This is a genomic window from Bradyrhizobium diazoefficiens (assembly GCF_016616885.1).
Taxonomy (GTDB): Bacteria; Pseudomonadota; Alphaproteobacteria; order Rhizobiales; family Xanthobacteraceae; genus Bradyrhizobium; species Bradyrhizobium diazoefficiens_F.
In genome coordinates this window covers 5,326,442-5,349,787 of record NZ_CP067102.1, presented here as the reverse complement: position 1 = coordinate 5,349,787, position 23,346 = coordinate 5,326,442, and the positions used below count along the sequence as shown (strand labels likewise).

At 63.5% G+C, this 23,346-nt stretch carries 25 protein-coding genes; 23 read left to right on the top strand and 2 right to left on the bottom strand.

Annotation, left to right across the window (positions count from 1 at the left end):
- Nucleotides 1–16 precede the first annotated feature (16 nt).
- The gene (locus tag JJC00_RS25145) at nt 17–1,984 is read right to left on the bottom strand and encodes a 4Fe-4S binding protein (protein WP_200468575.1); all 1,968 of its coding nucleotides are present in this window, start codon (nt 1,982–1,984) and stop codon (nt 17–19) included.
- 135 nt (nt 1,985–2,119) lie between these two features.
- On the opposite strand from JJC00_RS25145, the gene JJC00_RS25140 reads away from it, so the two are divergent.
- From JJC00_RS25140 to JJC00_RS25095, 10 genes are all read left to right on the top strand, one after another.
- The gene (locus JJC00_RS25140) at nt 2,120–2,578 is read left to right on the top strand and encodes a biotin/lipoate--protein ligase family protein (protein ID WP_200468574.1); all 459 of its coding nucleotides are present in this window, start codon (nt 2,120–2,122) and stop codon (nt 2,576–2,578) included.
- Nucleotides 2,575–3,126 carry a DUF6505 family protein gene (locus tag JJC00_RS25135; protein ID WP_200474229.1) on the top strand — a complete coding sequence of 184 codons (552 nt, stop codon included), beginning with the start codon at nt 2,575–2,577 and terminating at the stop codon, nt 3,124–3,126. Before JJC00_RS25140 ends, JJC00_RS25135 begins: the two co-directional genes overlap by 4 nt.
- A complete protein-coding gene (locus tag JJC00_RS25130; RefSeq protein ID WP_200468573.1) occupies nt 3,123–4,130 on the top strand; it encodes a DUF6352 family protein in 1,008 nt (335 codons plus the stop codon). The genes JJC00_RS25135 and JJC00_RS25130 overlap by 4 nt, the downstream gene beginning before the upstream one ends.
- Nucleotides 4,127–4,636 carry a DUF3305 domain-containing protein gene (locus JJC00_RS25125; protein ID WP_200468572.1) on the top strand — a complete coding sequence of 170 codons (510 nt, stop codon included), beginning with the start codon at nt 4,127–4,129 and terminating at the stop codon, nt 4,634–4,636. The genes JJC00_RS25130 and JJC00_RS25125 overlap by 4 nt, the downstream gene beginning before the upstream one ends.
- Nucleotides 4,633–5,241, top strand: coding sequence for a DUF3306 domain-containing protein (locus tag JJC00_RS25120; protein ID WP_200468571.1), 609 nt, complete (start codon nt 4,633–4,635; stop codon nt 5,239–5,241). Before JJC00_RS25125 ends, JJC00_RS25120 begins: the two co-directional genes overlap by 4 nt.
- 130 nt (nt 5,242–5,371) lie before the next feature.
- Entirely contained in the window at nt 5,372–6,163 is a 792-nt protein-coding gene (locus JJC00_RS25115) for a molecular chaperone TorD family protein (protein ID WP_200468570.1), read from the top strand.
- Nucleotides 6,164–6,192: 29 nt separating this feature from the next.
- Nucleotides 6,193–6,402, top strand: a complete 210-nt coding sequence (locus JJC00_RS25110; protein ID WP_200468569.1) for a twin-arginine translocation signal domain-containing protein — start codon at nt 6,193–6,195, stop codon at nt 6,400–6,402.
- 12 nt (nt 6,403–6,414) lie between these two features.
- A complete protein-coding gene (locus JJC00_RS25105) occupies nt 6,415–9,363 on the top strand; it encodes a formate dehydrogenase subunit alpha (RefSeq protein WP_200468568.1) in 2,949 nt (982 codons plus the stop codon).
- 12 nt (nt 9,364–9,375) lie between these two features.
- Nucleotides 9,376–9,972, top strand: coding sequence for a formate dehydrogenase FDH3 subunit beta (gene fdh3B / locus JJC00_RS25100; protein ID WP_200468567.1), 597 nt, complete (start codon nt 9,376–9,378; stop codon nt 9,970–9,972).
- Nucleotides 9,973–10,011: 39 nt separating this feature from the next.
- Nucleotides 10,012–11,013: a formate dehydrogenase subunit gamma gene (locus JJC00_RS25095; protein WP_200468566.1), complete on the top strand. Its 1,002-nt coding sequence runs from the start codon at nt 10,012–10,014 to the stop codon at nt 11,011–11,013.
- A 29-nt stretch (nt 11,014–11,042) separates the two neighbouring features.
- Here JJC00_RS25095 and JJC00_RS25090 read toward each other — a convergent pair whose 3' ends face one another.
- Complete coding sequence (locus tag JJC00_RS25090) at nt 11,043–11,246, bottom strand: hypothetical protein (protein WP_200468565.1); 204 nt, start codon at nt 11,244–11,246, stop codon at nt 11,043–11,045.
- A gap of 466 nt (nt 11,247–11,712) precedes the next feature.
- Between JJC00_RS25090 and JJC00_RS25085 the strand changes: the two genes are divergently transcribed.
- The 13 genes from JJC00_RS25085 to JJC00_RS25025 all read left to right on the top strand — a co-directional run bounded on the left by JJC00_RS25085 (nt 11,713) and on the right by JJC00_RS25025 (nt 23,340).
- A complete protein-coding gene (locus JJC00_RS25085; protein WP_433996459.1) occupies nt 11,713–13,041 on the top strand; it encodes an ABC transporter substrate-binding protein in 1,329 nt (442 codons plus the stop codon).
- Between the two features lie 99 nt (nt 13,042–13,140).
- On the top strand, nt 13,141–14,100 hold the full coding sequence (locus JJC00_RS25080; RefSeq protein WP_200468563.1) for a carbohydrate ABC transporter permease: 960 nt from the start codon (nt 13,141–13,143) through the stop codon (nt 14,098–14,100).
- Nucleotides 14,097–15,050: a carbohydrate ABC transporter permease gene (locus tag JJC00_RS25075; RefSeq protein WP_200468562.1), complete on the top strand. Its 954-nt coding sequence runs from the start codon at nt 14,097–14,099 to the stop codon at nt 15,048–15,050. Before JJC00_RS25080 ends, JJC00_RS25075 begins: the two co-directional genes overlap by 4 nt.
- On the top strand, nt 15,047–15,259 hold the full coding sequence (locus JJC00_RS25070) for a hypothetical protein (protein WP_200468561.1): 213 nt from the start codon (nt 15,047–15,049) through the stop codon (nt 15,257–15,259). Before JJC00_RS25075 ends, JJC00_RS25070 begins: the two co-directional genes overlap by 4 nt.
- A 6-nt stretch (nt 15,260–15,265) precedes the next feature.
- Nucleotides 15,266–16,363 (top strand): ABC transporter ATP-binding protein, encoded by a 1,098-nt coding sequence (locus JJC00_RS25065; RefSeq protein WP_200468560.1) that lies wholly within the window; start codon nt 15,266–15,268, stop codon nt 16,361–16,363.
- Complete coding sequence (locus JJC00_RS25060; RefSeq protein ID WP_200468559.1) at nt 16,356–17,363, top strand: ABC transporter ATP-binding protein; 1,008 nt, start codon at nt 16,356–16,358, stop codon at nt 17,361–17,363. Before JJC00_RS25065 ends, JJC00_RS25060 begins: the two co-directional genes overlap by 8 nt.
- Nucleotides 17,360–17,974 carry a dihydroxyacetone kinase subunit DhaL gene (dhaL, locus tag JJC00_RS25055; protein ID WP_200468558.1) on the top strand — a complete coding sequence of 205 codons (615 nt, stop codon included), beginning with the start codon at nt 17,360–17,362 and terminating at the stop codon, nt 17,972–17,974. The genes JJC00_RS25060 and dhaL overlap by 4 nt, the downstream gene beginning before the upstream one ends.
- On the top strand, nt 17,971–18,372 hold the full coding sequence (gene dhaM, locus JJC00_RS25050; protein ID WP_129267357.1) for a dihydroxyacetone kinase phosphoryl donor subunit DhaM: 402 nt from the start codon (nt 17,971–17,973) through the stop codon (nt 18,370–18,372). Before dhaL ends, dhaM begins: the two co-directional genes overlap by 4 nt.
- A complete protein-coding gene (locus tag JJC00_RS25045; protein WP_200468557.1) occupies nt 18,365–18,679 on the top strand; it encodes an HPr family phosphocarrier protein in 315 nt (104 codons plus the stop codon). Before dhaM ends, JJC00_RS25045 begins: the two co-directional genes overlap by 8 nt.
- On the top strand, nt 18,657–20,282 hold the full coding sequence (gene ptsP / locus JJC00_RS25040) for a phosphoenolpyruvate--protein phosphotransferase (RefSeq protein ID WP_246773909.1): 1,626 nt from the start codon (nt 18,657–18,659) through the stop codon (nt 20,280–20,282). The genes JJC00_RS25045 and ptsP overlap by 23 nt, the downstream gene beginning before the upstream one ends.
- Nucleotides 20,279–20,710, top strand: a complete 432-nt coding sequence (locus tag JJC00_RS25035; protein ID WP_200468556.1) for a hypothetical protein — start codon at nt 20,279–20,281, stop codon at nt 20,708–20,710. The genes ptsP and JJC00_RS25035 overlap by 4 nt, the downstream gene beginning before the upstream one ends.
- Nucleotides 20,711–20,749: 39 nt before the next feature.
- On the top strand, nt 20,750–21,739 hold the full coding sequence (gene dhaK, locus JJC00_RS25030) for a dihydroxyacetone kinase subunit DhaK (protein ID WP_200468555.1): 990 nt from the start codon (nt 20,750–20,752) through the stop codon (nt 21,737–21,739).
- Between the two features lie 239 nt (nt 21,740–21,978).
- On the top strand, nt 21,979–23,340 hold the full coding sequence (locus tag JJC00_RS25025; RefSeq protein ID WP_200468554.1) for an ABC transporter substrate-binding protein: 1,362 nt from the start codon (nt 21,979–21,981) through the stop codon (nt 23,338–23,340).
- Nucleotides 23,341–23,346 lie beyond the last annotated feature (6 nt).

Genomic DNA, 23,346 nt, shown 5'->3' with positions numbered 1-23,346 from the left:
CATGAGGGCTGCTCGCCTAGGTCTTACGGTCCAGCGGGCGCAAATAATCCTCGGTGGTGCGGGGCGGCGCACGTTCCGGGACGCCCGCGAATGGGTCGAACTGCTGTTCACTCATCACGATCACGCGGCAATCCGCGCACATCCTGATGGCGTCGAGGCGCTTGTCGCCGGCCGGATACATCCAATGCCGGCCCTCGAGCTTGGCCGCGATGCGGTCAATCGTGCTCTTCACGCCGAACGCCGTGCCGCAGCGGATGCAAAGCGCAGGCTCTTCCTCCTTGAGCACAGTCGCGGGCGCGCGGCCTGCGCGGAAATCGATCTGCGGCTTCAGCGTGATGACCTTCTCGGGACAGGTGCTCTGGCAGAGGCCGCATTGCACGCAGGCATCTTCGACGAACTTGAGCACCGGGTGCTCGGGATCGTCGCGGAGCGCACCGGTCGGGCAGACGGAAACGCAGGACAGGCACAGCGTGCATCCACCGGTATCAACGCTCACTGCGCCAATCGGAGAGCCCTGCGGCAGGGCAATGACGTCGACCGGCTTTGGCGCGAGGCGGTGCAGTTCGCTCAACGCGAAACGAAGCAGGTCGCGCCGCTTGCCGACGGTCCTGAACGTCGCGGGCGTCTTCACCGCAGCAAGCCGCTCGATTCCCCGCAGTTGCTCCAGCATTGACTCCGGGTCGTCGGTTTCGATCGCAGCCACCCGGCGCCCTTCAAATCCGAGGCCCGCAAGGATCGTCTCGGCCATGTCAATCGTCCGGGTGAGCCCGGTCAGGTCATGCCGCGGCTTGCCGCGGAGCAAAAACCGGAACGCGGCCGCTCCGTAGGCAAAGGCGCCGATGACAGCCTCAAGCCCGACCTGCGTCACCTCGTTGACGGCCAGCGGGATGACCTCGGCTGGCAGGCCGTCCCCGTGCCGCGCAAGCGCGTCGATCAAAGGCGTGCCGTGCGGGCCATCGTGCAGCAACAGGACGGGGCTCGATCCGCCCGCCTGATGATAGGCGAGCAGCATGGCGCGGATGGTGTGAAGCTGGATGTCCGCAGGCGGCAACGCGTAGGACGCCGCGCCCGTGGGACAGGCGGCGGCACATTGGCCACAGCCGGCGCAAATCTCGGCATCGATGGCAACGTGATTGCCGGCCGGTGTGATCGCATTGGTGGGACATAGGTCGAGGCAGCGATGGCAGCCAGTCAGATTCGAGCGCGAATGGGCGCAAAGATCGGGCGTGAACTCGATATATTTGGGCTTGTCGAAACGTCCGACGAGATCGCGCGCGCTCAGGATGGCGCGGAGCATGGCGCCGAGGTCCTTGGGATCGGCCCGCAGGTAACCGTCGCGCAGATCATGCGCTGGAAACAGCGGTCTCTCTCCCGATAGGTCAAGGACAATGTCGCAACGCGAGGTCACGCCGTTGCGTGGAGGTTCAAAGACGTAGTGATCGCGCGAGGAGGGATGCGGGCGAGCGTAGTCGTCGATCGTGAGCTCGAAAGCGCCAAAATGTCCTCTGGCGTTTCGGATCGTTCCCTTCACGACCGGGAAGGGCGGGGCCAACGGCGAGATGATCTCGCCCGGCTCCCTCAGCATCACCGTCACGTCGAGGTGGTCGGCCAGCAGCCGCCCGGCCTCGATCGCCGCCGCATCCCGACCATAGATCAGGATGACCCCGTCGCTCGCAAGCGCGACCAGCGGATAGTCGGGCGCCTGCACGGCGCTCGCTGCGAGCAGCGCGGCCATTTTGGGGCCTGCTTGCGCGCCTTCGGTCGACCAGCCGGCCGTCTCGCGAATGTTTACGAAAGCGACGGTCGCGGAGTCGCCGGCTTCCTCCGCAAACAAGGATTGCTGATACGTGCAGGCAACGGTGAGAGGGCCCTCTGCCTTTGTGTCTGCGCGAAAGTGATCGAGCTCGGCGCCGCACAGGTGACGAAAGCTCTTAATGTCGCAATTGCCGCATCCGCGCTTGATCGCGGCCACATCAAGCCGCATCGTGTCTTCACACGAGCAAATCAGGATGGTCTTCGCTGGCTGCTCCAGGTTCATCCCTCCCGAGAGGCGACGAATGACGGACTCGCACCGATCCTTTGCCTCGTATAAATATTGTCAATCGGGAAAAAGGGGAAAATGGAGGCCGTCCTGCGGTCCATCCCAACCAGCCACGTTTCCACGGCGGAACCGATCCAATTGCCGCCGCCCTTTAGCTTGGTCCGATTGCGCGAGAGCGGAGACGCGTTTGCCCATGCATGCCGCATTGCACCCGAAAGGGGTGCCGGCACGCCGCTGGGCTGGCCCGCGTCCGCCGACGAGGATGAGCCGCCGACCGGCGCGGGACAGTTGACGGAGAGCTTTGCGCGGCACCTGATGCGGGCGATCGACAGCTGGCAGGTCGATGGATTTGACAGCGTCGCGCGCGACTATCTCGGCCGGATGCCCCGCGAACGGCAGGCGGTTCAAAGCATCGATGATCGCGGCGATCTGCTCACGCGCCGCATCGCCAGTGACACGAGCGAGCGGGCAGACCTTGCCAAGGCGCTCGCCGCGCCATCCTGGCTCGATCCTGATCTCGGAGGGCCTGGGTGGTGAAAAGGGCTGCGAAACTTCTGCGCACCATCGCGCTCGATGCCTCCGATACCTTCGTGTTCGACGTGCCGGCAATCTCGGGCGAATGGGCGGTCTCCGGCGCGTTCCGCTTCTGCGATCAGGATCCGGCGAAGCTGGGCGGAAAGGCGCGCGCCGCCTTCCGCAGCGGCTTTCTCGGCGTGCAATCCTGGGGATGGTCGACGCTGGCACAGATTGTTCCGGCGACCGAGGACGATTGCGAGGCGCTGATCGAACTCCTTGCCAGGCAACTCGTTGATCGGTTCGGCGCACCGGACATGGCAATTGCGAGGACGGCTGCGGAAGAGGAAGTCACCTTTGCGCGGTCGCTCTGCACGCATCCGATCAGCTCGCTCATCGCGGTCCAGCGTTCGGCAGGTCATGGCGAAGTCCACGAGGCCTTCCGCAGGCTACAGCTGCGGGAGGGGCAACGGCATGGCAAGGCATTCTCGTTCATGGAAGTCGAGGATGATGTTGAACCCAACAGCGAGCTGAACTGTGCGGATATGGGCCAGGAGCCGCGCCTCCGATGAGCGATTTCTGGATCGCATGCGGCCATCATTTGCTCGACCGCGACGAGAGCGGCGGGCTTCGTGTCACCGACGAATTCCTGAAGGCATATTTTGCCCGACCCGAGCTGATGCCGCCGAAGGACGCGTGCCCGGCCGAACGAAGGCTGCATCGTGAGATGCTTGCCGATCCGCGCCGGGCAGCCGGAGCCGACGAGGTCGCCGCGATCGCCGATGAGGACGCGCGGGAGAACTGGCGCCTGGTGCTGGGGTTCCGCGATCTCATGTTGCGGCACCCGACGCTCGAAGCGGCGTATCTAGGGGCCCTGCGCTCGCGGTCAAACGACCTGCCGCCGCTGTTCATCAACCAGCTCATGCACGTGATCCTGCGCAATGCACTTGATGGCACCGACGATGCATTCGTGGTGCGGGCCGCCGAGCTGTTCTTCCGGCCGCAGCGGATCCTTCCGCATGAACAAGCCTTGCTGCTCGGCGATGATGAGGTCGTCGGCGGTCGCAGCCCGACGCCTATCTTGTCGCTGATCTCGATGCTGGGGGCCAAGACGGACGCCCAGCTCGACGTGTTGAGCGAGGAAAACGCCGGGAGTTATTGGGAACGCAGCGACCAGTTCGATATGGCCTTCGATCTTACCGCGGGTGGGCGAGGGTCCCGCGCGCTGGCGCAGGTAATGACGCGCTGGGTCTCCCATCTGCTCGGGATCGACGTAGCCATTGAACCGCTGACGGAACGAGGCGAGGTGACGCTGACCTGGTATATCGGGTTGGACGCTGATGCCACCGGGATGGGCGATCGGCTTTGGCACGGCGAGGAGCTTGACGGGCCCAGCGTAGCGCGCGTGCTGTCGCTGTTTCGCCTGACCTTTGCGGATCCTGGCCTCGTCCTGGAGACCCTGCGGGGCGAGCCGGTCTATCTGATCCTGGCGATGACCGCCGACCGGAAGCTCCGCATGAAACCGCAGAACCTGTTGACGGGACTCCCGATCAGGCGCCTGGAGACCATCTCATGAGCGCGGCCCTGCCACTCCTGCGCATCCCCGTCGGCATCGTCGTCGAACGGCGCAAGGCGGATTCGCCCTGGGTGGATTTCATCTGGCGGAGCGCCGCCGTGTTGCCGGACGAACCGGAGACGGAGCCCTGGACGATCTTGCGCGAACAGGGCAGCGCGACCTGGTTCTATGCCGGCAGCGCAACGGTTGATCTGTACGCCTCGGAAACCGCGCGTTACCGCGACAACGTTGCGGGCACGCCGAGCATCTGGGTGGTCTTGAGCCCGTCCGAGGGACCGTGGCCTTATGCGATCGCCGCCGTGACCGCTGATCCCGCGGAAGGTGAGGGGTTTACCGAGGCCGCCGACAATCTGGTTGAAGCCGTACCCATGCCCGAGACGGTGCGCGAGGTGATTGAAAGCTTCATCGCCGAACACCACGTCGAGAGGGAGTTCGTCAAACGCGAGCGACGGCGCGCCGATCCCGAGGCGCTGGCACGTCGGCAGCATGAAGGCGGGCAAGAATGACTGAGCAAGAATTCCTCGCACGTTGGTCGCGCCGCAAGCGCGCGTCAAAATCGGATGCGCCGCCGGCGGAGACAGCCGAGCCTGCCGGCGAGGCTTCGGTGCCATGCCCGGGGGCCGAGGCCGAACCGGACGTGGATCTCGGCAGCTTGCCGCCGATTGATGCGATCACGGCCGCGACCGATGTCACCGCGTTCCTGCGCAAAGGTGTTCCGCAGGAATTGATGCATATGGCTCTTCGCCGCGCCTGGTCGGCCGATCCGGCGATCCGCGATTTCATAGGGCTTGCCGAGAACGCCTGGGATTTCAACGATCCGAATGCCATGCCGGGGTTCGGACCGCTCGATTGCTCGCAGGCGGAGCTGGCCGCCTGGGTCGACCGGATCGTCGGCGGCCTGCGTAACGCCGCAGAGGCTCTGCCTGACACGCCGACAGCGTTGCAAGAGTCCTCGGACCTTCCGAGTGCGGACCTGGTGCACACCGCTCTGCTTACCGAGGAGCCCGCTCAAGCGGTCATCACCGAGACCGCGGCTTCCGTCGCACCGCAACCGACCACGGAAGCACATGAAGTTCGGCGCCGCACACATGGCGGTGCGCTGCCTCGCTGATGTTGCGACCAAAGGCTATAGCCTGAACCTATGTGTCGACGATTGACCGCCTGAGGAACCGGGTCTACGCTTGTTAGCGCTTTGTTACGCAAGCAAAATCAGTCACTCGGGTCTCATGCGGGAGGTCCCTATGCGTGACGCCGGGCTTGATCGCGCCATCGACGCCGCAGGCGGCGTGGCCCAGCTTGCGCGCAAAATCCGCATCAGCCAGCCCTCGGTTTCGAACTGGAGCAAGATACCCGCTCAGCGGGTGATTGCGGTGGAAGCTGCAACGGGTGTTCCCCGCGCCGAGCTCCGGCCTGATCTCTATCCTGATCATTATGACGAGCGCACCGTCTCGCAGGACAGGGTTGATCCAATCGATGTCGCGCGTGCGCAGGAATATGCCCTTCTCGCCGCCTTGCTCGCGGCTGCGCCGTCGAAGAGCTTGCTCTCTCGGCTCGCGGGCCTGGACGGAGACGCCACGCCGCTCGGTCAGGCTCACGCGGCCTTGGCGGAAGCCGCCTCGTGCGCGACCGCAGCTCAGATCGAACGCGAATATTTTGATCTTTTCGTTGGTCTCGGCCGCGGTGAGTTGCTGCCCTATGCCTCCTACTATCTGACCGGATTCCTCAACGAACGGCCGCTGTCCCGCTTGCGATCCGATCTCGCGGCGCTCGGCATCGCGTGCGTAGAGAGAAATTCGGAACCCGAAGATCATGCCGCCATTCTATGCGAGATCATGGCCGGAATGGCTGACGGCCGCTTGCAATCGCCGTCCGATGCGCAGCGCGCGCTGTTCGAAAAACACGTTTCGCCCTGGATGGAACGTCTGTTCGCTGACATGGAGCAGGCGGCAAGCGCAAAGTTCTATCGCGCGGTCGGCACGCTCGGCCGTCGGTTTATCGAGATCGAGAGGCAAGCCTTCTCGTTCGCCAAGTGACCAGCTCAGGCTGGTCCGGGAGAGATGCGATGAGCGATGAAAAGAAAGCGATCGTCGGACGGCGCGACTTCCTCCGCAAGGTTGGCATCGGCACGGTGGGCGCTGGCGCCTCACTGGCGACGCCACTCGTCGGCTCCGCGCAAGCCGACAGCGAGACCAACGATGAGAAGCGTAAGGCGCGCTACAAGGAATCCGATCACGTGAAGGCCTATTACCGCGTCAACCGCTATCCCGCCTGAGGGAGGCTGCCCGTGCTTATCAAGCGAACACAAGAGCGTTCCGGATCCGAACGCCGCGGCTCGGTCGCGAACACCCTGGCAAGCCAGACCACCGGTCTCGATCGCCGCACCTTCCTGCAGCGGTCCGGTCTTGCGGGTGGCGCGCTCGCGGCACTCGGGATCATGCCGGTTTCCGGCGTGCGCAAGGCGGAAGCGGCTATGGCGGGTCCTTTGACCGCCGGCGCCACCGTCAAGAAAAACATCTGTACGCATTGTTCGGTCGGATGCACCGTGACTGCGGAGGTGTTGAACGGGGTCTGGATCGGCCAGGAGCCGAGCTGGGAGTCCCCCATCAATCGTGGATCTCATTGCGCAAAAGGTGCTTCCGTGCGCGAGCTGGTGCACAGCGAGCGGCGTTTGCGCTATCCGATGAAGCTTGTGAACGGGCAATGGACGCGCGTCTCCTGGGACACTGCGATCAACGAGATCGGCGACAAGATCCTCGAGGTTCGCGAAAAATCGGGTCCCGATTCCGTCTATTGGCTCGGCTCGGCCAAGATGACCAACGAAGGCGCCTACCTGTTCCGCAAGCTCGGGGCGTTCTGGGGCACCAACAACACCGACCATCAGGCACGCATCTGCCATTCAACCACCGTCACCGGCGTCGCCAATACCTGGGGCTACGGCGCGATGACCAACAGCTACAACGATATTCGCAATGCCAAGACCCAGATGATCATGGGCGGCAATCCGGCCGAGGCGCATCCGGTTTCGTTGCAGCATCTGCTCGAGGGCAAAGAGCTGCAAAAGGCCAACTTCATCGTCATCGACCCGCGCATGACGCGCACCGCGGCGCACGCGACGGAATATGTGCGGATGCGACCGGGCACCGACATTCCGGTGCTCCATGGCATCATGTGGCACATCCTCCAGAACGGTTGGGAGGACAAGGAGTTCATCCAGCAGCGCGTCTACGGCTTCGATGATCTCCGCAAGGAAGTGGAGAAATGGAATCCGCAAGAGGTCGAGCGCGTCACTGGCATTCCCGGCGAACAGCTCAAGCGGGTCGCCAAGATGTTCGCGACCGAGAAGCCGTCGACGCTGATCTGGGCCATGGGCCAGACCCAGAAGACCGTCGGCACCGCCAATGTGAGGGCGAGCTGCATCCTGTTGCTCTTGACCGGCAACGTCGGCGGACCGGGCATGGGCGCCAACATCTTCCGAGGCCACGACAATGTGCAGGGCGCGACCGACGTCGGGCTCGATATTGTGACGTTGCCGTTCTACTACGGCCTCGCCGAGGGCGCGTGGAAGCACTGGTCGCGGGTCTGGGAGGTCGACTACGACTTCTTGAAGTCGCGCTTCGATTCCAAGCAGATCATGGAGACTCCCGGCATTCCGCTGACCCGCTGGTTCGAGGCGGTGACGCTGCCGAAAGATCAGGTCGCACAGAAGGACAATGTGCGTGCCGTGTTTGTTCAGGGACACGCCAGTAACAGTATCACCCGCATTCCTGAATCGCTCAAAGGCATGAAGGCACTGGACCTGCTTGTCATCGCCGACCCGCATCCGACGACCTGGGCATCGCTCGCCGTCGAGGCCGGTCGCAAGGATGGCGTCTATATTCTTCCTGTCGCCACGCAATTCGAGTGCAAGGGATCACGCGTGGCCTCGAACCGCTCGCTGCAATGGGGCGAGCAGATCGTGAAGCCGATCTTCGAATCGAAGGACGATCTCGAGGTCATCTATCTGATGGCCAGGAAGCTCGGCTTCGCCGATCAGATGTTCAAGAAGATCAAGGTCGAGAACAATCTGCCTGAAGCGGAGGATGTGCTGCGCGAGATGAACCGCGGCAGCTGGTCGACCGGCTATTGCGGGCAATCGCCCGAGCGGCTCAAGGCGCACATGAAGAACCAGGCCAAGTTCGACATGCTGACGATGCGGGCGCCCAAGGACGATCCCGAGGTCGGCGGCGATTATTACGGCCTGCCGTGGCCGTGCTGGGGCTCGCCGGAGGTCCGGCATCCCGGCACGCCGCTGCTCTACAACACCAATCTCGCGGTGATGGACGGCGGCGGCACGTTCCGGCCGCGCTTCGGCATCGAGCGCGAGGAGAAGCTGCCAGACGGGACCACGCGCAAGGTCAGCATGCTGGCCGACAAATCTTACTCCAAGGATTCCGAGATCCAGGACGGCTATCCCGAATTCACGCTGGCGAGCCTTAAGAAGCTCGGCTGGGACACCGATCTCACCGAAGCGGAGATGGCCACGATCATGAAGGTCAATCCGACCAATCCGGATTCGGTGTCGTGGTCGCTCGATCTGTCCGGAGGCATCCAGCGGGTCGCGCTCAAGCATGGCTGCGTGCCCTATGGCAACGGTAAGGCACGCATGAACGCTTTCGGCCTGCCTGATCCGATTCCGGTTCATCGCGAGCCGATCTACACGCCTCGCGTCGACCTGGTGGAAAAGTATCCGACGCTGCCCGATGCCAAGCAGTTCCGCATGCCCAACATCGGCTTCTCGGTGCAGAAGGCTGCTGTGGAGAAGGGGATTGCCAAGCAGTTCCCGCTCATCCTCTCCTCGGGCCGTCTGGTCGAGTACGAGGGCGGCGGCGAGGAGACGCGGACCAATCCGTGGCTTGCCGAACTGCAGCAGGACATGTTCATCGAGATCAATCCGGCCGATGCCGCTGATCGCGGCGTCAAGGACGGCGGCTGGGTCTGGGTCACGGGGGCCGAGAACAATTCCAGGGCGAGGATGAAGGCGCTCGTCACCGAGCGTGTCGGCAAGGGCGTCGCCTGGATGCCCTTCCATTTCGGCGGCTGGCTGGGAGGCAAGGATCTTCGCAGTGCCTACCCGAAGGGGACCGATCCGATCGTTCTCGGCGAAAGTGCAAACACCATTACCACTTACGGATATGATCCCGCGACGGGCATGCAGGAGCCTAAGGTCACGCTTTGCCAGATCGCGGCGGCATAAGGAGCAGCGACGATGGCACGTATGAAATTCCTCTGCGACGCCGACCGTTGCATCGAATGCAATGCCTGCGTCACCGCCTGCAAGAATGAGCACGAGGTGCCTTGGGGTATCAACCGTCGCCGCGTGGTCACCATCAATGACGGCAAGCCGGGCGAGCGGTCGATCTCGATGGCTTGCATGCACTGCACCGACGCGCCCTGCGCGGCCGTGTGCCCCGTGAATTGCTTCTACACCACCGCCGATGGCGTGGTGCTGCACTCCAAGGATCTCTGCATCGGCTGCGGGTATTGTTTCTACGCCTGTCCGTTCGGCGCGCCGCAATATCCGAAGGTCGGAAACTTCGGCTCGCGCGGCAAGATGGACAAATGCACCTACTGCGCCGGCGGCCCGGAGGCCGACGGCAGCAAGGAGGAATACGAGAAGTACGGCGCGAACCGCTTGGCGGAGGGCAAGCTGCCGCTGTGTGCCGAAATGTGCTCGACCAAGTCGCTGCTCGCGGGCGACGGGGAGATCATTGCCCAGATCTACCGGGAGCGCGTGACGAAGCGTGGCTACGGCTCCGGTGCGTGGGGCTGGAAGACCGCGTATCGCGAAACGATCGAGTCCTGACGCGCACCGCAGTCAAGGACGCGATACCAGGAGGCGTAAATGCCGTCATTTGGAAGATTCCTTCGCCTGGCGTTCGGCGCATCCGCGCTGCTTCTGGTGATCGTGGCGGCTCCAGCGGGGGCCCAACAGATCAACCCGACGGCGAGCTCCGTCAAGGAGCAGCAACTGTTGCAGGAGCTCAACCGGATCCAGGGTCGTGTCAGCATTCCGGATCAGAGGTCGGGCGTGCTCGAGCAGCCGCAGGGCCGCGAATGGCGGGAGTTTCGCAATGTCACGCTGCGCTGGATCGGTGGCGTCGCGATTGTCGGCATGCTGGCGCTGCTCGTGGTCTTCTATCTCACTCGCGGCATGGTGCGCCTCGAAAGCGGGCGATCGGGACGCACCATCGTGCGCTTCACCTTGTTTGAGCGCTTCGTGCATTGGATGACAGCCAGCTGCTTCATCATCCTCGCCATCTCCGGTCTGAACATCACGTTCGGGCGGCCGTTGTTATTGCCGCTGATCGGTTTTGAAGCCTTCTCTGAATGGTCGCAATGGGCGAAGTATGCCCACAATTATCTGAGTTTCCCATTCACCATCGGCGTCATCCTGATCTTCCTGATGTGGATCGCGGGAAATATCCCGAACAAGGTGGATGTTGCCTGGATCAAGCGGGGAGGGGGCATTGTCGGCCATGATCATCCGCCGGCCTATCGCTTCAATGCCGGCCAGAAGATGATCTATTGGATCGTGGTGATCGGAGGTGGCCTCGTTGCCGCGACGGGATATGCGCTGATGTTCCCGTTCTACATGAGCGGCATCGAAGGCATGCAGATGGCCCAGATCATCCACTCCGTGGTATCCGTCCTATTCGTGGCTGCAATGATCGCGCATGTTTACATCGGCACGATCGGGATGGAGGGAGCTTTCGAGGCGATGGGAACGGGTGAGGTCGACCTCAACTGGGCGCGCGAACATCATAGCCTGTGGCTCGATGAACAGAGTGGGCGGACCGGACCGAACGATCAACGGACCCAACCCGCGACCGCAGCGGCGGAATAAGCCCGAAAGGGCCCGTCCGGCATATCGCTCTATCGTGCCCGCTCTCTGGCAAACAGGACAGACCGGTCCTCGATCTCCTGCTCCGGCAGCGTGCTCGCTCGGGCTTTCTGCAGCTCTTGAATGTTTGGCATGCCACTTTGCGCGAAGCGAGAAAGTGCATGCGGTTTGAGCGCGCTGGCGGCAGCACTGATGACGAGCAGGGCCGTGGCGAGCGAAAGCATGAGGCGCTTCATCCGACATCTCCGGTTGGAGTGGCATCCACCACGACGGCATACGCTCTCATTCGTCCCGGCGATGTGAACCGTCTCACATTTTCCCTGTGGTGAAGCGGTTGTGATGGACAAACGGGACGCAGGAATTGCACCGGGCCGAACAGAATTGCGCGCGCCGCGGCCCACCGCAGGCAAGCGGATTTTTGGCTTGTGTTGTCTCGACCGGGCTCTCGGATGGATTGGAGGATGCGCTCAAGCTAGGCGGACGCGCCCCACGCTCCTGTTGCAATGTTTAGTAAACCGTGCTTCACTAAACAAATCGAGCCTGCCGGGCCTATAGAATCCGGGTGGCGCGAGGAAACGCCAGTTTAGTTGTTCAGCTCGTCAAGGACTGTGTCGCTCTGCTCGAGGCATTCGGGCGGACAGGAAAGCCGCGCGCCATGTCGATGGCCGGCCCACTCGGAGGGAACGTGCAATGAAACGAACGATGAAGACGCTTGTTGTGGCATGCGGGGCTGTTGCCGCCGCGCTCAGTGTCGGAGCGGGGACCGCACAGGCGCAAGGCAAAACCATCACGCTGTGCTGGGCCGCATGGGATCCCGCCAACGCGCTGGTCGAACTGTCGAAGGACTTCACCGCCAAGTCAGGCATCGGCATGAAGTTCGAATTCGTGCCGTGGACCAATTACGCCGATCGATTCCTCAACGAACTCAATTCCCACGGCTCGCTATGCGATCTCATCATCGGCGATTCCCAATGGATCGGCGGCGCCGCGGAGAACGGCCAGTACGTCAAGCTCAACGATTTCTTCAAGAAGGAAGGAATCAGCATGGACGACTACATGCCGGCAACGGTGGTCGGTTATTCCGAGTGGCCGAAGAACACGCCGAACTATTGGGCGCTGCCGGCGATGGGCGATGCGGTGGGCTGGACCTATCGCAAGGATTGGTTTGCGCGGCCGGACGTGCAGAAGGACTTCAAGGCCAAGTACGGCCGCGACATCGGCGTGCCGAAGACGCTCGATGAGCTGCGCGACATCGCGCAATTCTTCCAGGGCCGCGAGATCGACGGCAAGAAGGTCTATGGCGCCTCGATCTATACCGAGCGTGGCTCGGAAGGCATCACCATGGGCGTCTCGAACTACCTCTACGACTACGGCTTCAAATACGACGATCCGAAGAAGCCCTATGCGATGGACGGGTTCGTGAACTCGCCCGGCGCGGTGAAGGGGCTCGAGGCCTACAAGGAGCTCTACAAGTGCTGCACGCCGCCCGGCGCCTCCAATTCCTACATGTCGGAGGGGCTTGACGCCTTCAAGTCCGGCCAGGTTGCGTTGCAGATGAATTTCTTCGCCTTCTTTCCTGGCCTGTACAAGGACCCGAATGTCGGCGGCGACAAGATCGGCTTCTTCGTCAATCCGGCCGGATCTGCCGGGCAGGCGACGCAGCTCGGCGGCCAGGGTATCTCGGTGGTTTCCTACTCCAAGAACCAGGCCGAAGCGCTGCAATACATCAAGTGGTTCTCCGGCGGCGACGTCCAGAAGAAGTGGTGGGCGCTCGGCGGCTATTCCTGCGCCAAGTCCGTGCTGAACGATCCGAGCTTCCCGACCAGCGCGCCCTTCGCCAAGGAGTTCCTGCAGTCGATGGGCATGGTCGTCGACTTCTGGGCCGAGCCTTCCTACGCCCAGCTGCTGCAGGCCGAGCAGAAGCGCGTGCATGACTATGTGGTGGCCGACAAGGGCACCGCGCAGGAAGCACTCGACGGTCTGGTGAAGGACTGGAAGGCGATCTTCAAGGAAGAAGGCAAGAAGTTCTGAGGCAAGCCGCCCGGAGCGCGTGCGCTCGCGCTCCGGGTTTCCTTCGATGACCGGAACCGTCGCATCGTCGACGCCCCGGTACCAGGATCGGTCGATGCAATGAATGAATTGAGTGCCTCTTCGCGGATCACCTATCGGGCCGTCATGGTCCGGCCAGGCGTGGCGCGTCGTATCCGGGGCCTGTCGGACAGGACGCTCGCCTGGCTCTTCATCACGCCGACGATCGTGCTGCTGCTGGCGATCAACATCTTCCCGTTGCTCTGGACGATCTATCTGTCGTTCACGAACTACCGTGCCAATCGCGCCAACGTGCCGACGATCTGGCTGGGGGCCGACTGGTATCAGTCGATCCTGACCGATCCCGACATCTGGGCGGCGATGCAGGTGACGGCGCATTTCGTGATCTGGACGGTGGTGATCGAGACCGTCCTCGGATTTGGTCTTGCCTACCTCATCGACAAGAAGTTCCGCGGCCACGGCCTGTGGACCACGATCATCCTGCTGCCGATGATGCTGTCGCCCGCCGTTGTCGGCAATTTCTGGACGTTCCTCTACCAGCCGCAAATCGGATTGTTCAATTACGTGGTCGCCTTCTTCACCGGCCGCGCGGCCTCGTCATTCCAGATGCTGGGCGACGTCACGTTGAGCCCCTGGGCCATCGTCATCGTCGATGCCTGGATGTGGACGCCCTATGTGATGCTGATCTGTCTGGCAGGCCTGCGTTCGATCCCGGACTACATCTACGAGGCGGCCGAGGTCGATCGCGCGTCGAAATGGCGGCAGTTCTGGTCGATCACGCTGCCGATGGCGCTGCCATTCATCATGCTGGCGGTGCTGTTCCGCGGCATCGAGAATTTCAAGATGTTCGACATGGTCAATCTGCTCACCGGCGGTGGACCAGGATCGACCACGGAGGTTGCCTCGATCACGCTCAAGCGTGCGGCGTTCGAGAGCTGGCGCACCGGCTATTCCTCGGCCTTCGCGATCATCCTGTTCGTGACGGTGTTCGGCCTCGCCAACATCTACGTGAAGGCGCTGAACAAGGTGAAAAGCCGATGACCTCAGCCACCACAGCCCATTCGGTCGTCGAGCCGTCGGCCACGACGCGGCGCTTTGCCGGCTCGCTCGTCGTGCTCTACGCCATCATCACCATGATCCCGCTGGTGTGGATCATGCTCACTGCGTTCAAGTCGCCGGATGACGCGATCTCCTACCCGCCCAAGGTGATGTTCAAGCCGTCGCTCGAAGGCTTCTGCAATCTGTTCACGACGCGCTCGCGCCAGACGCCGGAGTTCATCCGCTCGCTCGGACCGCCGCAGGGGCTTTGCGATAGCATCGCGCGCAGCCGCAACATGGTGGTCGCGGGGCCCTCGAACTATGTGCCGCGCTTCATCAATTCGCTGATCATTGCGTTCGGCTCGACCGTGCTCGCCGTCGCGCTCGGCACCTTGTCGGCCTACGGTTTCTCGCGCTTCCGCGTGCCCCTGAAGGACGACCTGCTGTTCTTCATCCTATCGACCCGGATGATGCCGCCGATCGCGGTCGCGATCCCGATCTACCTGATGTACCGCACCATTGGATTGTCGGACACCCGGCTTGGAATGATCCTGCTCTACACGTCGGTCAACGTCTCGCTCGCGGTCTGGCTGCTCAAGGGTTTCATCGACGAAATCCCGCGCGAGTACGAGGAGGCGGCGATGATCGATGGGTACACCCGCTTTCAGGCGTTCGTGAAGGTGGTGCTGCCGCAGGCCACCACGGGAATCGCGGCGACGGCGATCTTCTGCCTGATCTTCGCCTGGAACGAATACGCCTTCGCGGTGCTTCTCACCTCAGGCAACGCGCAGACGGCGCCGCCTTTCATTCCGATCATCATCGGCGAGGGCGGACAGGACTGGCCCGCAGTGGCCGCCGGCACCGCGCTGTTTCTGGTGCCGATCGTGGTGTTCACGGTGCTGTTGCGCAAGCATCTGCTGCGCGGCATCACCTTTGGCGCTGTCCGCAAATGAGTGTCGATCTTAACCCAGCCATCGCGCATCGCGGCCTGGCAGATCGCGTTCTGCGTCGCGGCCCGCTCGAAGCTGCAGCGACCACGATCATCGCCGCCGGTGTCGTGATGCTGATGCAGCCATTCTCCCTGACACTGTATTCCTGGTCCTTTGCGACGACCCTGTTCGGCACGGTGATGTTCACCATCGTGTCCAAGGTCCGGGAGTAGGGCGCGATGGCACAGATCAAGGTCGAGGCGCTCGACAAATCCTTCGGGGCGTTCCATGCGGTCAAGGCTGCCAGCTTCACGGTGGAGGACGGCCAGTTCCTCTGCCTGCTCGGACCTTCCGGCTGCGGCAAGACCACGACGCTCCGCATGATCGCCGGCCTGGAGCTGCCGACATCAGGGACCATCCGGCTCGACGGAGAGGATGTGACGATGAATCGCGCATCGGCGCGCGACATCGCCTTCGTGTTCCAGCTCTTCGCGCTCTATCCGCACATGAATGTCCGGCGCAACATCGGCTTTCCCCTGAAATGCGAGGGCATCAGCGCGGCCGAGCGCGACCGGCGGGTCGTCGAGGCCGCGCGCATCCTGCGGATTTCCCATCTCCTCGACCGCTCCGTGTCGGGCCTTGCCGGCGGCGACCGGCAGCGCGTCGCGCTGGGGCGGGCGATCGTGCGCAAACCGAAGTGTTTTCTGATGGACGAGCCGCTTGGCGCGCTCGATACCGAGATGCGCGAGGCCATGATTCATGAACTGCGGGCTCTGCATGACCGCCTGGGAGCGACGACCGTCTATGTCACCCATGACCAGCTCGAGGCCATGGCGATGGCCGACCGGATCGCGGTGATGAACAATGGCGTCGTCGAGCAGGTCGCAAGCCCGCGCGACATCTATGACCGGCCCGCTTCGCTGTTCGTCGCAGACTTCATTGGCTCGCCGCCCATGAACTTTCTGCCGTTCCGTAGCGGCCTGCAGACCGGCGCAGAGGCGATCCGGCTCGGCGAGCGTGACGTCGCGATTCCTGCCGCGCGCGAGACGATGGCAGAGAGCGAGCTCGTGCTCGGCGTGCGGCCCGAGCATGTGCGGTTCGCCGATCGCGGCATGGTGCGCGGCGAGGTCTATGGCACGGAATATCTGGGCACGACGCAGATCGTGACCGTGACGACCCACTACGGCGCACTCAAGGCCCGCTCACCCAGCAGCAGGTCGTTTCGGACTGGCGAGACTGTCGGACTCGACTTCCGGCCCGATACGCTGTCGATTTTCGACAAGGCGTCGGGCCGGGCTATACGCACCGCGCTATATGAGGGAGGTGCGCATGGCTGAGGTCGAGATCAACACCGTCTCCAAGGCATTCGGCAAGACGCAAGCCGTGAGCGATCTGTCTCTGACAATTGGCGACGGCGAGTTCGTTGCATTGCTCGGGCCGACCGGCGCCGGCAAGACCACGGCGCTACGTTTGATCGCCGGATTGGAGCGGCCGGACAGCGGTTCGATCCGGATCGACGGGCGCGACGTGACCGGCGACGCACCGGCGGACCGCGATGTCGCCTTTGTCTTCCAGCAATACTCGCTGTATCCGCACCTGACCGTGTTCGAGAACATGGCCTTCGCGTTGCGTGCACCGACCCGTCGCGTGCCCGAAGCCGATATCCGCGCGAAGGTGCAGGAAGTTGCGCGTCTTCTTCATATCGAGACCAAGTTGGGCAACAAGGCGACGCAGCTGTCGGGCGGGCAGATGCAGCGCGTCGCGATCGGGCGCGCTCTCGTTCGTTCGCCCTCGATCTATCTGATGGACGAGCCGCTCTCCTCGCTGGATGCCAAGCTGCGCGGCGAGCTCCGTCTCGAGCTCAAGCGGATCCAGGTCGAGCTCGGCGCGACGATCCTCTATGTCACGCACGATCAGACCGAGGCGATGACCATGGCGTCGCGTATCGGCGTGATCGAGGCCGGGCGGCTGATGCAGATCGGATCGCCGCGCGAAATCTACGAGAACCCGATCAACGCGCATGTCGCGGCGCGGCTGGGTCAGCCGACAATCAACCTGCTGCCGGCGGCCATGTTCGCCGGCGCGCCAGCCGGTGCCGAGACGATCGGTGCGCGGACCGAGCACCTCACGATTGGGCGTGGCGGCGGAGACGTATCGGCGACCGTCAAGCGGGTCGAACACCTCGGCGACCAGAGCCATCTCCATCTCGACCTCGCGGGCCGGCCGGTTGTGACCTTGGCGGATCCCGAGGCGGGCTTCGGCGCCGGGGAGGTGGTGTCGCTCCGTCTGAACAAACCGCTGTTTTTCGATGCGAAGGGCTGGAGGGTAGCGGCATGAGCCTTGATCGGGTAGCCAGAGAAAGACTTGTGCGAGCGCTGGCAGGGTCGGTGATCGAGCACGCCGACGAGTTGACAAGCCTCGACCAGGCGATTGGCGATGGGGATCATGGGCTGAACATGAAGCGCGGTTTCGAGGCCGTGCTCGCGGCATTGCCGGGCCTGGCCGACAAGTCGCTCCCGGAAATGCTGAAGGCGATCGGAATGACCTTGGTGATGAAGGTCGGCGGTGCTTCAGGGCCGCTGGTCGGAACTTTCTTCATGGAACTGGGCAAGGCGCTTCCGGAGCAGCCGAGCCGGGCCGATCTCGTCGCAGCGACAGAGAAGGCGATCGAGGCCGTCAAGGCGCGCGGCCGTTCGGAGGCAGGGCAAAAGACGCTGCTGGATGTCCTGGTGCCGGTGCACGCTTTACTTGCGGGCGGCGGCGATGCCAAGGCGATCGCGGCCGAGGCTGTGCAAGCAGCCGATCGCACCACGCCGATGCTGGCGATCCGCGGCCGTGCGTCGTTTCTTGGCGAACGTTCCATCGGTCATATGGACCCCGGCTCGCGCTCGGCGTCCCTTCTGATCGGCGCAGCGGTTGAGACACTGGAGTTCGAGGTCAATACATGAGCAGTTTACGTCCCGGCAATGTCGGAATTGTCATCGTATCGCATTCGCCGAAGATAGCGGAAGGCGCGGCCGATATGGTGCGCCAGATGGTCGGAGACGCTGTGCCGCTGGCCTGGACCGGTGGCGATGTCGATGGCGGACTCGGTACGAACGTTGCGGGAATCCTCGAGGCGATCGAAACGGCCTGGTCACCGGCAGGCGTCGCGATCCTCGTCGATCTCGGTGGTGCCGAGACCAATTCGGAGATGGCGGTGGAGATGCTTCCTGAGGATCGGCGCGCGCGCGTCCTGGTCTGCAATGCCCCGGTGGTCGAGGGGGCTGTGATCGCGGCGACCGAGTCTTCGGGCGGCTCGCCACTCGCCGCCGTCAAGCGCAGCGCGGAGGAATTCTATGCATGATGCCAACGCCAACCGGGCGGCTCAGACGTTTGCGCTGCTGACCGCCTCCGCGGTGCTCGTCAATCCAGTCGGCCTGCACGCGCGGCCTTCGGTGAAGCTCACGCAATTGGCAAAGGGCTTCACCGCGAAGATCGAAATCGCGCTTGCCGCCGACGGCCCCTGGACGGACGCCAAGAGCCCAGTGAAGGTGATGCGTGTGAAGGCGCCGCAGGGCGCAACGCTGCATTTCCGCATCGCTGGTCCTGATGGCGAGGCGGCGCTCGCAGCCATGCTGGCGCTGGTGCATGACGGTTTCGGCGAGGCGTGAGATCGTGGGCGAGATCCATCTCACCGGCCATCCCGCCTCGCCAGGCCTCGCCATCGGCCCGGTCGCCGTGCTGACGAGTGCAGTGGCGAGCAGAACGGCGAAGGGCGATCCGGTTCAGGAGGCCGCAGCGCTGAAGGCGGCGATCGAGGGGGCAGCCGTGGAGCTCGCCGAACTGATCGCGACGGTTCGCGGCGAGGCTGCGGAGATCCTGGAATTCCAGATCGCGATGCTGGGCGACGATGCGCTGGCGGAGGGGGCCTATGACGCCGTTGCGGCCGGTGCGGCGGCCGATGATGCCTGGCGCGCGGCACTCGACGCGGAGATCGCCGGCTATCGCGCGGCGGAAGACGAATATTTCCGGGCTCGCGCTGCCGATCTGGTCGACATCCGCGACCGTGTGCTCGCCGGTCTGAACGGCGTAGATACGATCGCAAAGATCTCCGGCGATTCCGTCGTCATGGGTGATGACATTTCGCCCTCGACGTTCCTCGCCGTCGACTGGACCCGTGGCGGTGCCATCGCGCTGGCGGCTGGATCGCCGTCGTCGCATGTCGCGATGCTCGCGCGGGCGCGCGGCGCCCCCATGGTGGTCGGACTAGGCCCGTTGCCAAGGAACGGGCAGCCGCCGTCATTGGCGCTGGTCGACGGCGACGCCGGCACCGTGATCTTTGATCCCAAGCCGGAAACGCGCCGCCAATTCGAGCAGCGCATGGCGGCTGCGACTGCCGCACAGATCGCCGCCGACGCCGGCCGCCTCAAACCGGCGCTGACGGCCGATGGCCGGCGCATCACCGTCCTGATCAACGTCGCCGCGCCCGAAGATCTTGCGGGCCTCGATCCCGCCATTTGCGATGGCATCGGCCTCGTGCGGACGGAGTTTCTGTTCGAGGGATCGAGGGGGCTGCCGGGTGAGGATCCGCAATATGCGGTCTATCGACGCATTCTCGACTGGGCCGCAGGACGCCCGGTAACGATCCGCACCCTCGATGCCGGCGGTGACAAGCCAATTGCCGGCTTGACGGTCGATGGCGAGCGCAATCCGTTCCTGGGCCTGCGCGGAATCCGGCTCTCGCTTGCGCGGCCGGAGGTGTTTCGCGTGCAGTTGCGGGCGCTGTGCCGTGCCGCCGTCCACGGGACGCTGAAGGTGATGCTGCCGATGATCGCGATCCCTTCGGAGCTTGACCGTGCCAATGCCATGCTGGACGCGGAATTCGCGGCACTCAGCGCAGAGGGAATTGCCTGCGCCCGGCCGCCGCTCGGCATCATGGTCGAAGTCCCCGCGGCGGCGCTATGCGCGGAGGAGTTTGGCGCGGCGTTCTATTCCATCGGATCGAACGACCTCACCCAATATACGATGGCTGCGGCACGTGACATCGGCGCTGTCGCCGACCTCAACGATGCCGGCCATCCGGCGGTGCTGGCGCTGATCGCGCGGACAGTCGAGGCCGGGCGCAAGCGCGGCGTCGAGGTCTCGCTCTGTGGCGATGCCGCGGCCGATACGCGCTTGACGAATGCGCTGCTGGCGAAGGGGCTGACGACCCTCTCGGTCTCGCCGATTGCGGTGGCGCGGCTCAAGGCGGCTATCGCCGAGGTGACCGCATGACCGAGGATGCAGGCGAGGACACAAGCCGGCCCGGCGACACCAATGTCGCGGATTACAAGCTCATCCTGCGGCGGGCTCTCGACAACCGGCCATCCGGGACGCGATTGAAGCTCGCCGCAGCGCTCGGCAAGAACCGCTCCTTCGTCAGTCAGATCACAAATCCGGCCTATCTGGTGCCGATCCCGGCGAAGCATGTCCCGATCATCTTCGAGGTCTGCCATCTCGCAGGTGCCGAGCGGGCGGCGTTCCTCAAGGCCTATGGGCGCGCACATCCGGGACGGCTGCGCGGAGCTCACCGCGAGGCGCGCACGCGCGTTGTCACAGTGACCGTGCCCGATCTCGGTGACGACAAGAAGAATCGCGCGCTCGAGCAGCTCATCGTCGATTTTGCTGCTCAGCTCGCGCGCTACGCCGAAAGCATCGGCTGACGAATTCTGACTGCAAAAACAGATAACCGGGAGAACGCCATGAAGAAGCTGATCAACAGCGCCGATACGTTGCTCGAAGAGAGTCTCGACGGGTTGGCGGCAGCCCATGCCGATATCCTGCTGCTCGGCGCCGAGCGGAAGTTCGTACGCCGCCGCACCCTGAAGCCGGGCAAGGTCGCGCTCATCTCGGGCGGCGGCTCGGGACATGAACCGCTCCACGCCGGCTTTGTCGGCGTCGGCATGCTCGATGCCGCGTGTCCAGGTCAGGTCTTCACGTCGCCGACGCCGGATCAGATGATCGAGGCCGCGGAAGCCGTCGACGCCGGGGCAGGCGTGCTCTTCATCGTGAAGAACTACGAAGGCGATGTGATGAACTTCACCATGGCCGCCGAGATGGCCGGGCGCGAAGTCGTCAGCGTGGTGACCAACGACGACGTCGCGGTCGAAAAATCGACCTATACGACCGGCCGTCGCGGCGTCGCAGGCACGCTGATCGTCGAGAAGATGGTCGGCGCCGCTGCCGAAAAGGGAATGCCGCTCGCCGCGCTCAAGACGCTCGGGGATGATGTCAATCGGCGCACCCGCTCGATGGGGGTGGCGCTCCTGCCGTGCACCGTTCCGGCTGCGGGCCGACCGAACTTCACCCTGGCTGACGACGAAATGGAGATGGGTGTCGGCATTCATGGTGAGCCGGGTCGCCGCAGGGTGCCGTTGGCATCTGCCGATGCGATTGCCGCCGAGATGCTCAACGCGATCCTGGGCGATCTCGCACCGAGCAAGGGCAGCGAAGTCCTGCTCCTGGTCAACGGATTCGGCGCAACACCGCTGATCGAGCTCTATTTGATGGCCAACAGCGCCAAGCGGATTCTGGACGGCGCTGGGGTCACCGCCACGCGATTCCTGACGGGTTCTTATGTGACGTCCCTCGACATGGCCGGTGCCTCGATCACCGTCTCCGTGCTCGACAGCCAGGCGACGAAATTGTGGGACGCCCCTGTGCACACCGCAGCTCTGCGTTGGGGTGTTTGAGGGATAGGGAGAGGTGCCGCGTGAGCTCGAGACGCCGCCGCATGCCCTGCTGTGTTCCTGACCGGGGGTGCCGAAAGGGAATGCAGAAAACCGAGTCATTAGTCGCGCTTATGTCGCAAATTTTTACTTCCAATTTTACTTCGCAAAATCCTGCCCCTAGCCTCACGTGCATCTGATCACATAAGCAGCCGATCAATGGCGATCGGTGCGAGCGTTCATCGTAACCAACGAGGGTTGCCATGTCTGATGGGACTAAGGGGACGTTCACTTCCGATCCGGCGGGAACGAAGGCCAAAACGGACGTCAAGTCGACGAAAAAGCTGAGCCGGCGCACGCTGTTGAAGGGTGCAGCCGCCGTTGCGGGCGCAGCCGCAGGGTCGGATGCGATCCGCGGATTCCCGACCATCTGGGCGCAGGAGATCAAGGACATCGAACTGCGCCATGTCGGCGTCTCCTACTCGGTGGTGAAGGCAATCGGCGACCAGGCTGCCAAGGATCTCGGCTTCAAGGTGACGATGCAGAACCTCGACACTTCCGCCGCCATCAACCGCTTCATAAGCCAGCCTAATACGGTCGATATCGCCGATCTCGAGGGCTGGCAGGCCAAGCTTGCCGCCAAGCGCAGCGTGATCCAGGGCATCGAGGTCAAGAAGATCAAGGAGTTCGACAACATCCTGCCCATCTTCACCAAGGGTGAGATCGACGGCCACAAGATCCCGCGCCAGGGCATCTCGCCCTATGAGGCGATGTATATCGCGAAGCCAGACGCGACCGATCTGCACGACGGCGTCACCGAATGGGCGACCTTCCTGCCGCAGGTCTACAACGCCGACTCCATCGGTTATCGCCCCGATCTCGTCGGCCACGAAGTGACCGAATGGAAGGACCTGATCGATCCAAAATTCAAGGGCAAAGCCGCGATCCTCGACGTGCCCGCGATCGGCATCATGGATGCCGCGCTCTGCTTCGAAAGCGCCGGTCTGATCAAGTACGGCAACAAGGGCAACATGACCAAGGAGGAGATCGACTTCACCTGCAACAAGCTGATCGAGCTGAAGAAGCAGGGCCAGTTCCGCGCGACCTGGACCACTTTCGACCAGTCGGTGCAGCTGATGGCGGCGGGCGAAGTGGTGATCCAGTCGATGTGGTCGCCGGCAGTCGCTGCGGTGCGCGTGAAGGAGATCCCTTGCGTCTACGCGCCGGTCAACGTCAAGGACGGCAAGGAAGGCTATCGCGGCTGGTGCAACGGCATGGGCCTGATGAAGCATCTCTCCGGCAAGAAGCTCGACGCCGCCTATGAGTATCTCAACTGGTACCTGTCGGGTTGGCAGGGCGGTTTCGTCGCGCGCTACGGCTATTACAGCCCGGTGCCGTCGACCGCGAAGAAGTTCCTGACGCCGGCCGAATGGGCGTTCTGGTACGAGGGCCAGCCCGCGCCCGAGGTGGTCAACGATCCCTATGGTGTGGCGATGGAGAAGGCCGGCACCAAGCGTGACGGCGGCTCGTTCCTCGATCGCGTCAAGAACATCTCGTGCTGGAACACGCTGATGGACGAAGCGGCCTACATGAACAAGCGCTGGAATGACTTCAAGGTGGCCTGAAACCTG

Coding starts and splice junctions, on each gene's coding strand:
- JJC00_RS25145 (WP_200468575.1), bottom strand. CDS start 1,984: ATGCGGCTTGATGTGGCCGCGATCAAGCGCGGATGCGGCAATTGCGAC.
- JJC00_RS25140 (WP_200468574.1), top strand. CDS start 2,120: ATGGAGGCCGTCCTGCGGTCCATCCCAACCAGCCACGTTTCCACGGCG.
- JJC00_RS25130 (WP_200468573.1), top strand. CDS start 3,123: ATGAGCGATTTCTGGATCGCATGCGGCCATCATTTGCTCGACCGCGAC.
- JJC00_RS25125 (WP_200468572.1), top strand. CDS start 4,127: ATGAGCGCGGCCCTGCCACTCCTGCGCATCCCCGTCGGCATCGTCGTC.
- JJC00_RS25120 (WP_200468571.1), top strand. CDS start 4,633: ATGACTGAGCAAGAATTCCTCGCACGTTGGTCGCGCCGCAAGCGCGCG.
- JJC00_RS25115 (WP_200468570.1), top strand. CDS start 5,372: ATGCGTGACGCCGGGCTTGATCGCGCCATCGACGCCGCAGGCGGCGTG.
- JJC00_RS25110 (WP_200468569.1), top strand. CDS start 6,193: ATGAGCGATGAAAAGAAAGCGATCGTCGGACGGCGCGACTTCCTCCGC.
- fdh3B (WP_200468567.1), top strand. CDS start 9,376: ATGGCACGTATGAAATTCCTCTGCGACGCCGACCGTTGCATCGAATGC.
- JJC00_RS25095 (WP_200468566.1), top strand. CDS start 10,012: ATGCCGTCATTTGGAAGATTCCTTCGCCTGGCGTTCGGCGCATCCGCG.
- JJC00_RS25090 (WP_200468565.1), bottom strand. CDS start 11,246: ATGAAGCGCCTCATGCTTTCGCTCGCCACGGCCCTGCTCGTCATCAGT.
- JJC00_RS25085 (WP_433996459.1), top strand. CDS start 11,713: ATGAAGACGCTTGTTGTGGCATGCGGGGCTGTTGCCGCCGCGCTCAGT.
- JJC00_RS25080 (WP_200468563.1), top strand. CDS start 13,141: ATGAATGAATTGAGTGCCTCTTCGCGGATCACCTATCGGGCCGTCATG.
- JJC00_RS25075 (WP_200468562.1), top strand. CDS start 14,097: ATGACCTCAGCCACCACAGCCCATTCGGTCGTCGAGCCGTCGGCCACG.
- JJC00_RS25070 (WP_200468561.1), top strand. CDS start 15,047: ATGAGTGTCGATCTTAACCCAGCCATCGCGCATCGCGGCCTGGCAGAT.
- JJC00_RS25065 (WP_200468560.1), top strand. CDS start 15,266: ATGGCACAGATCAAGGTCGAGGCGCTCGACAAATCCTTCGGGGCGTTC.
- JJC00_RS25060 (WP_200468559.1), top strand. CDS start 16,356: ATGGCTGAGGTCGAGATCAACACCGTCTCCAAGGCATTCGGCAAGACG.
- dhaL (WP_200468558.1), top strand. CDS start 17,360: ATGAGCCTTGATCGGGTAGCCAGAGAAAGACTTGTGCGAGCGCTGGCA.
- dhaM (WP_129267357.1), top strand. CDS start 17,971: ATGAGCAGTTTACGTCCCGGCAATGTCGGAATTGTCATCGTATCGCAT.
- JJC00_RS25045 (WP_200468557.1), top strand. CDS start 18,365: ATGCATGATGCCAACGCCAACCGGGCGGCTCAGACGTTTGCGCTGCTG.
- ptsP (WP_246773909.1), top strand. CDS start 18,657: ATGACGGTTTCGGCGAGGCGTGAGATCGTGGGCGAGATCCATCTCACC.
- JJC00_RS25035 (WP_200468556.1), top strand. CDS start 20,279: ATGACCGAGGATGCAGGCGAGGACACAAGCCGGCCCGGCGACACCAAT.
- dhaK (WP_200468555.1), top strand. CDS start 20,750: ATGAAGAAGCTGATCAACAGCGCCGATACGTTGCTCGAAGAGAGTCTC.
- JJC00_RS25025 (WP_200468554.1), top strand. CDS start 21,979: ATGTCTGATGGGACTAAGGGGACGTTCACTTCCGATCCGGCGGGAACG.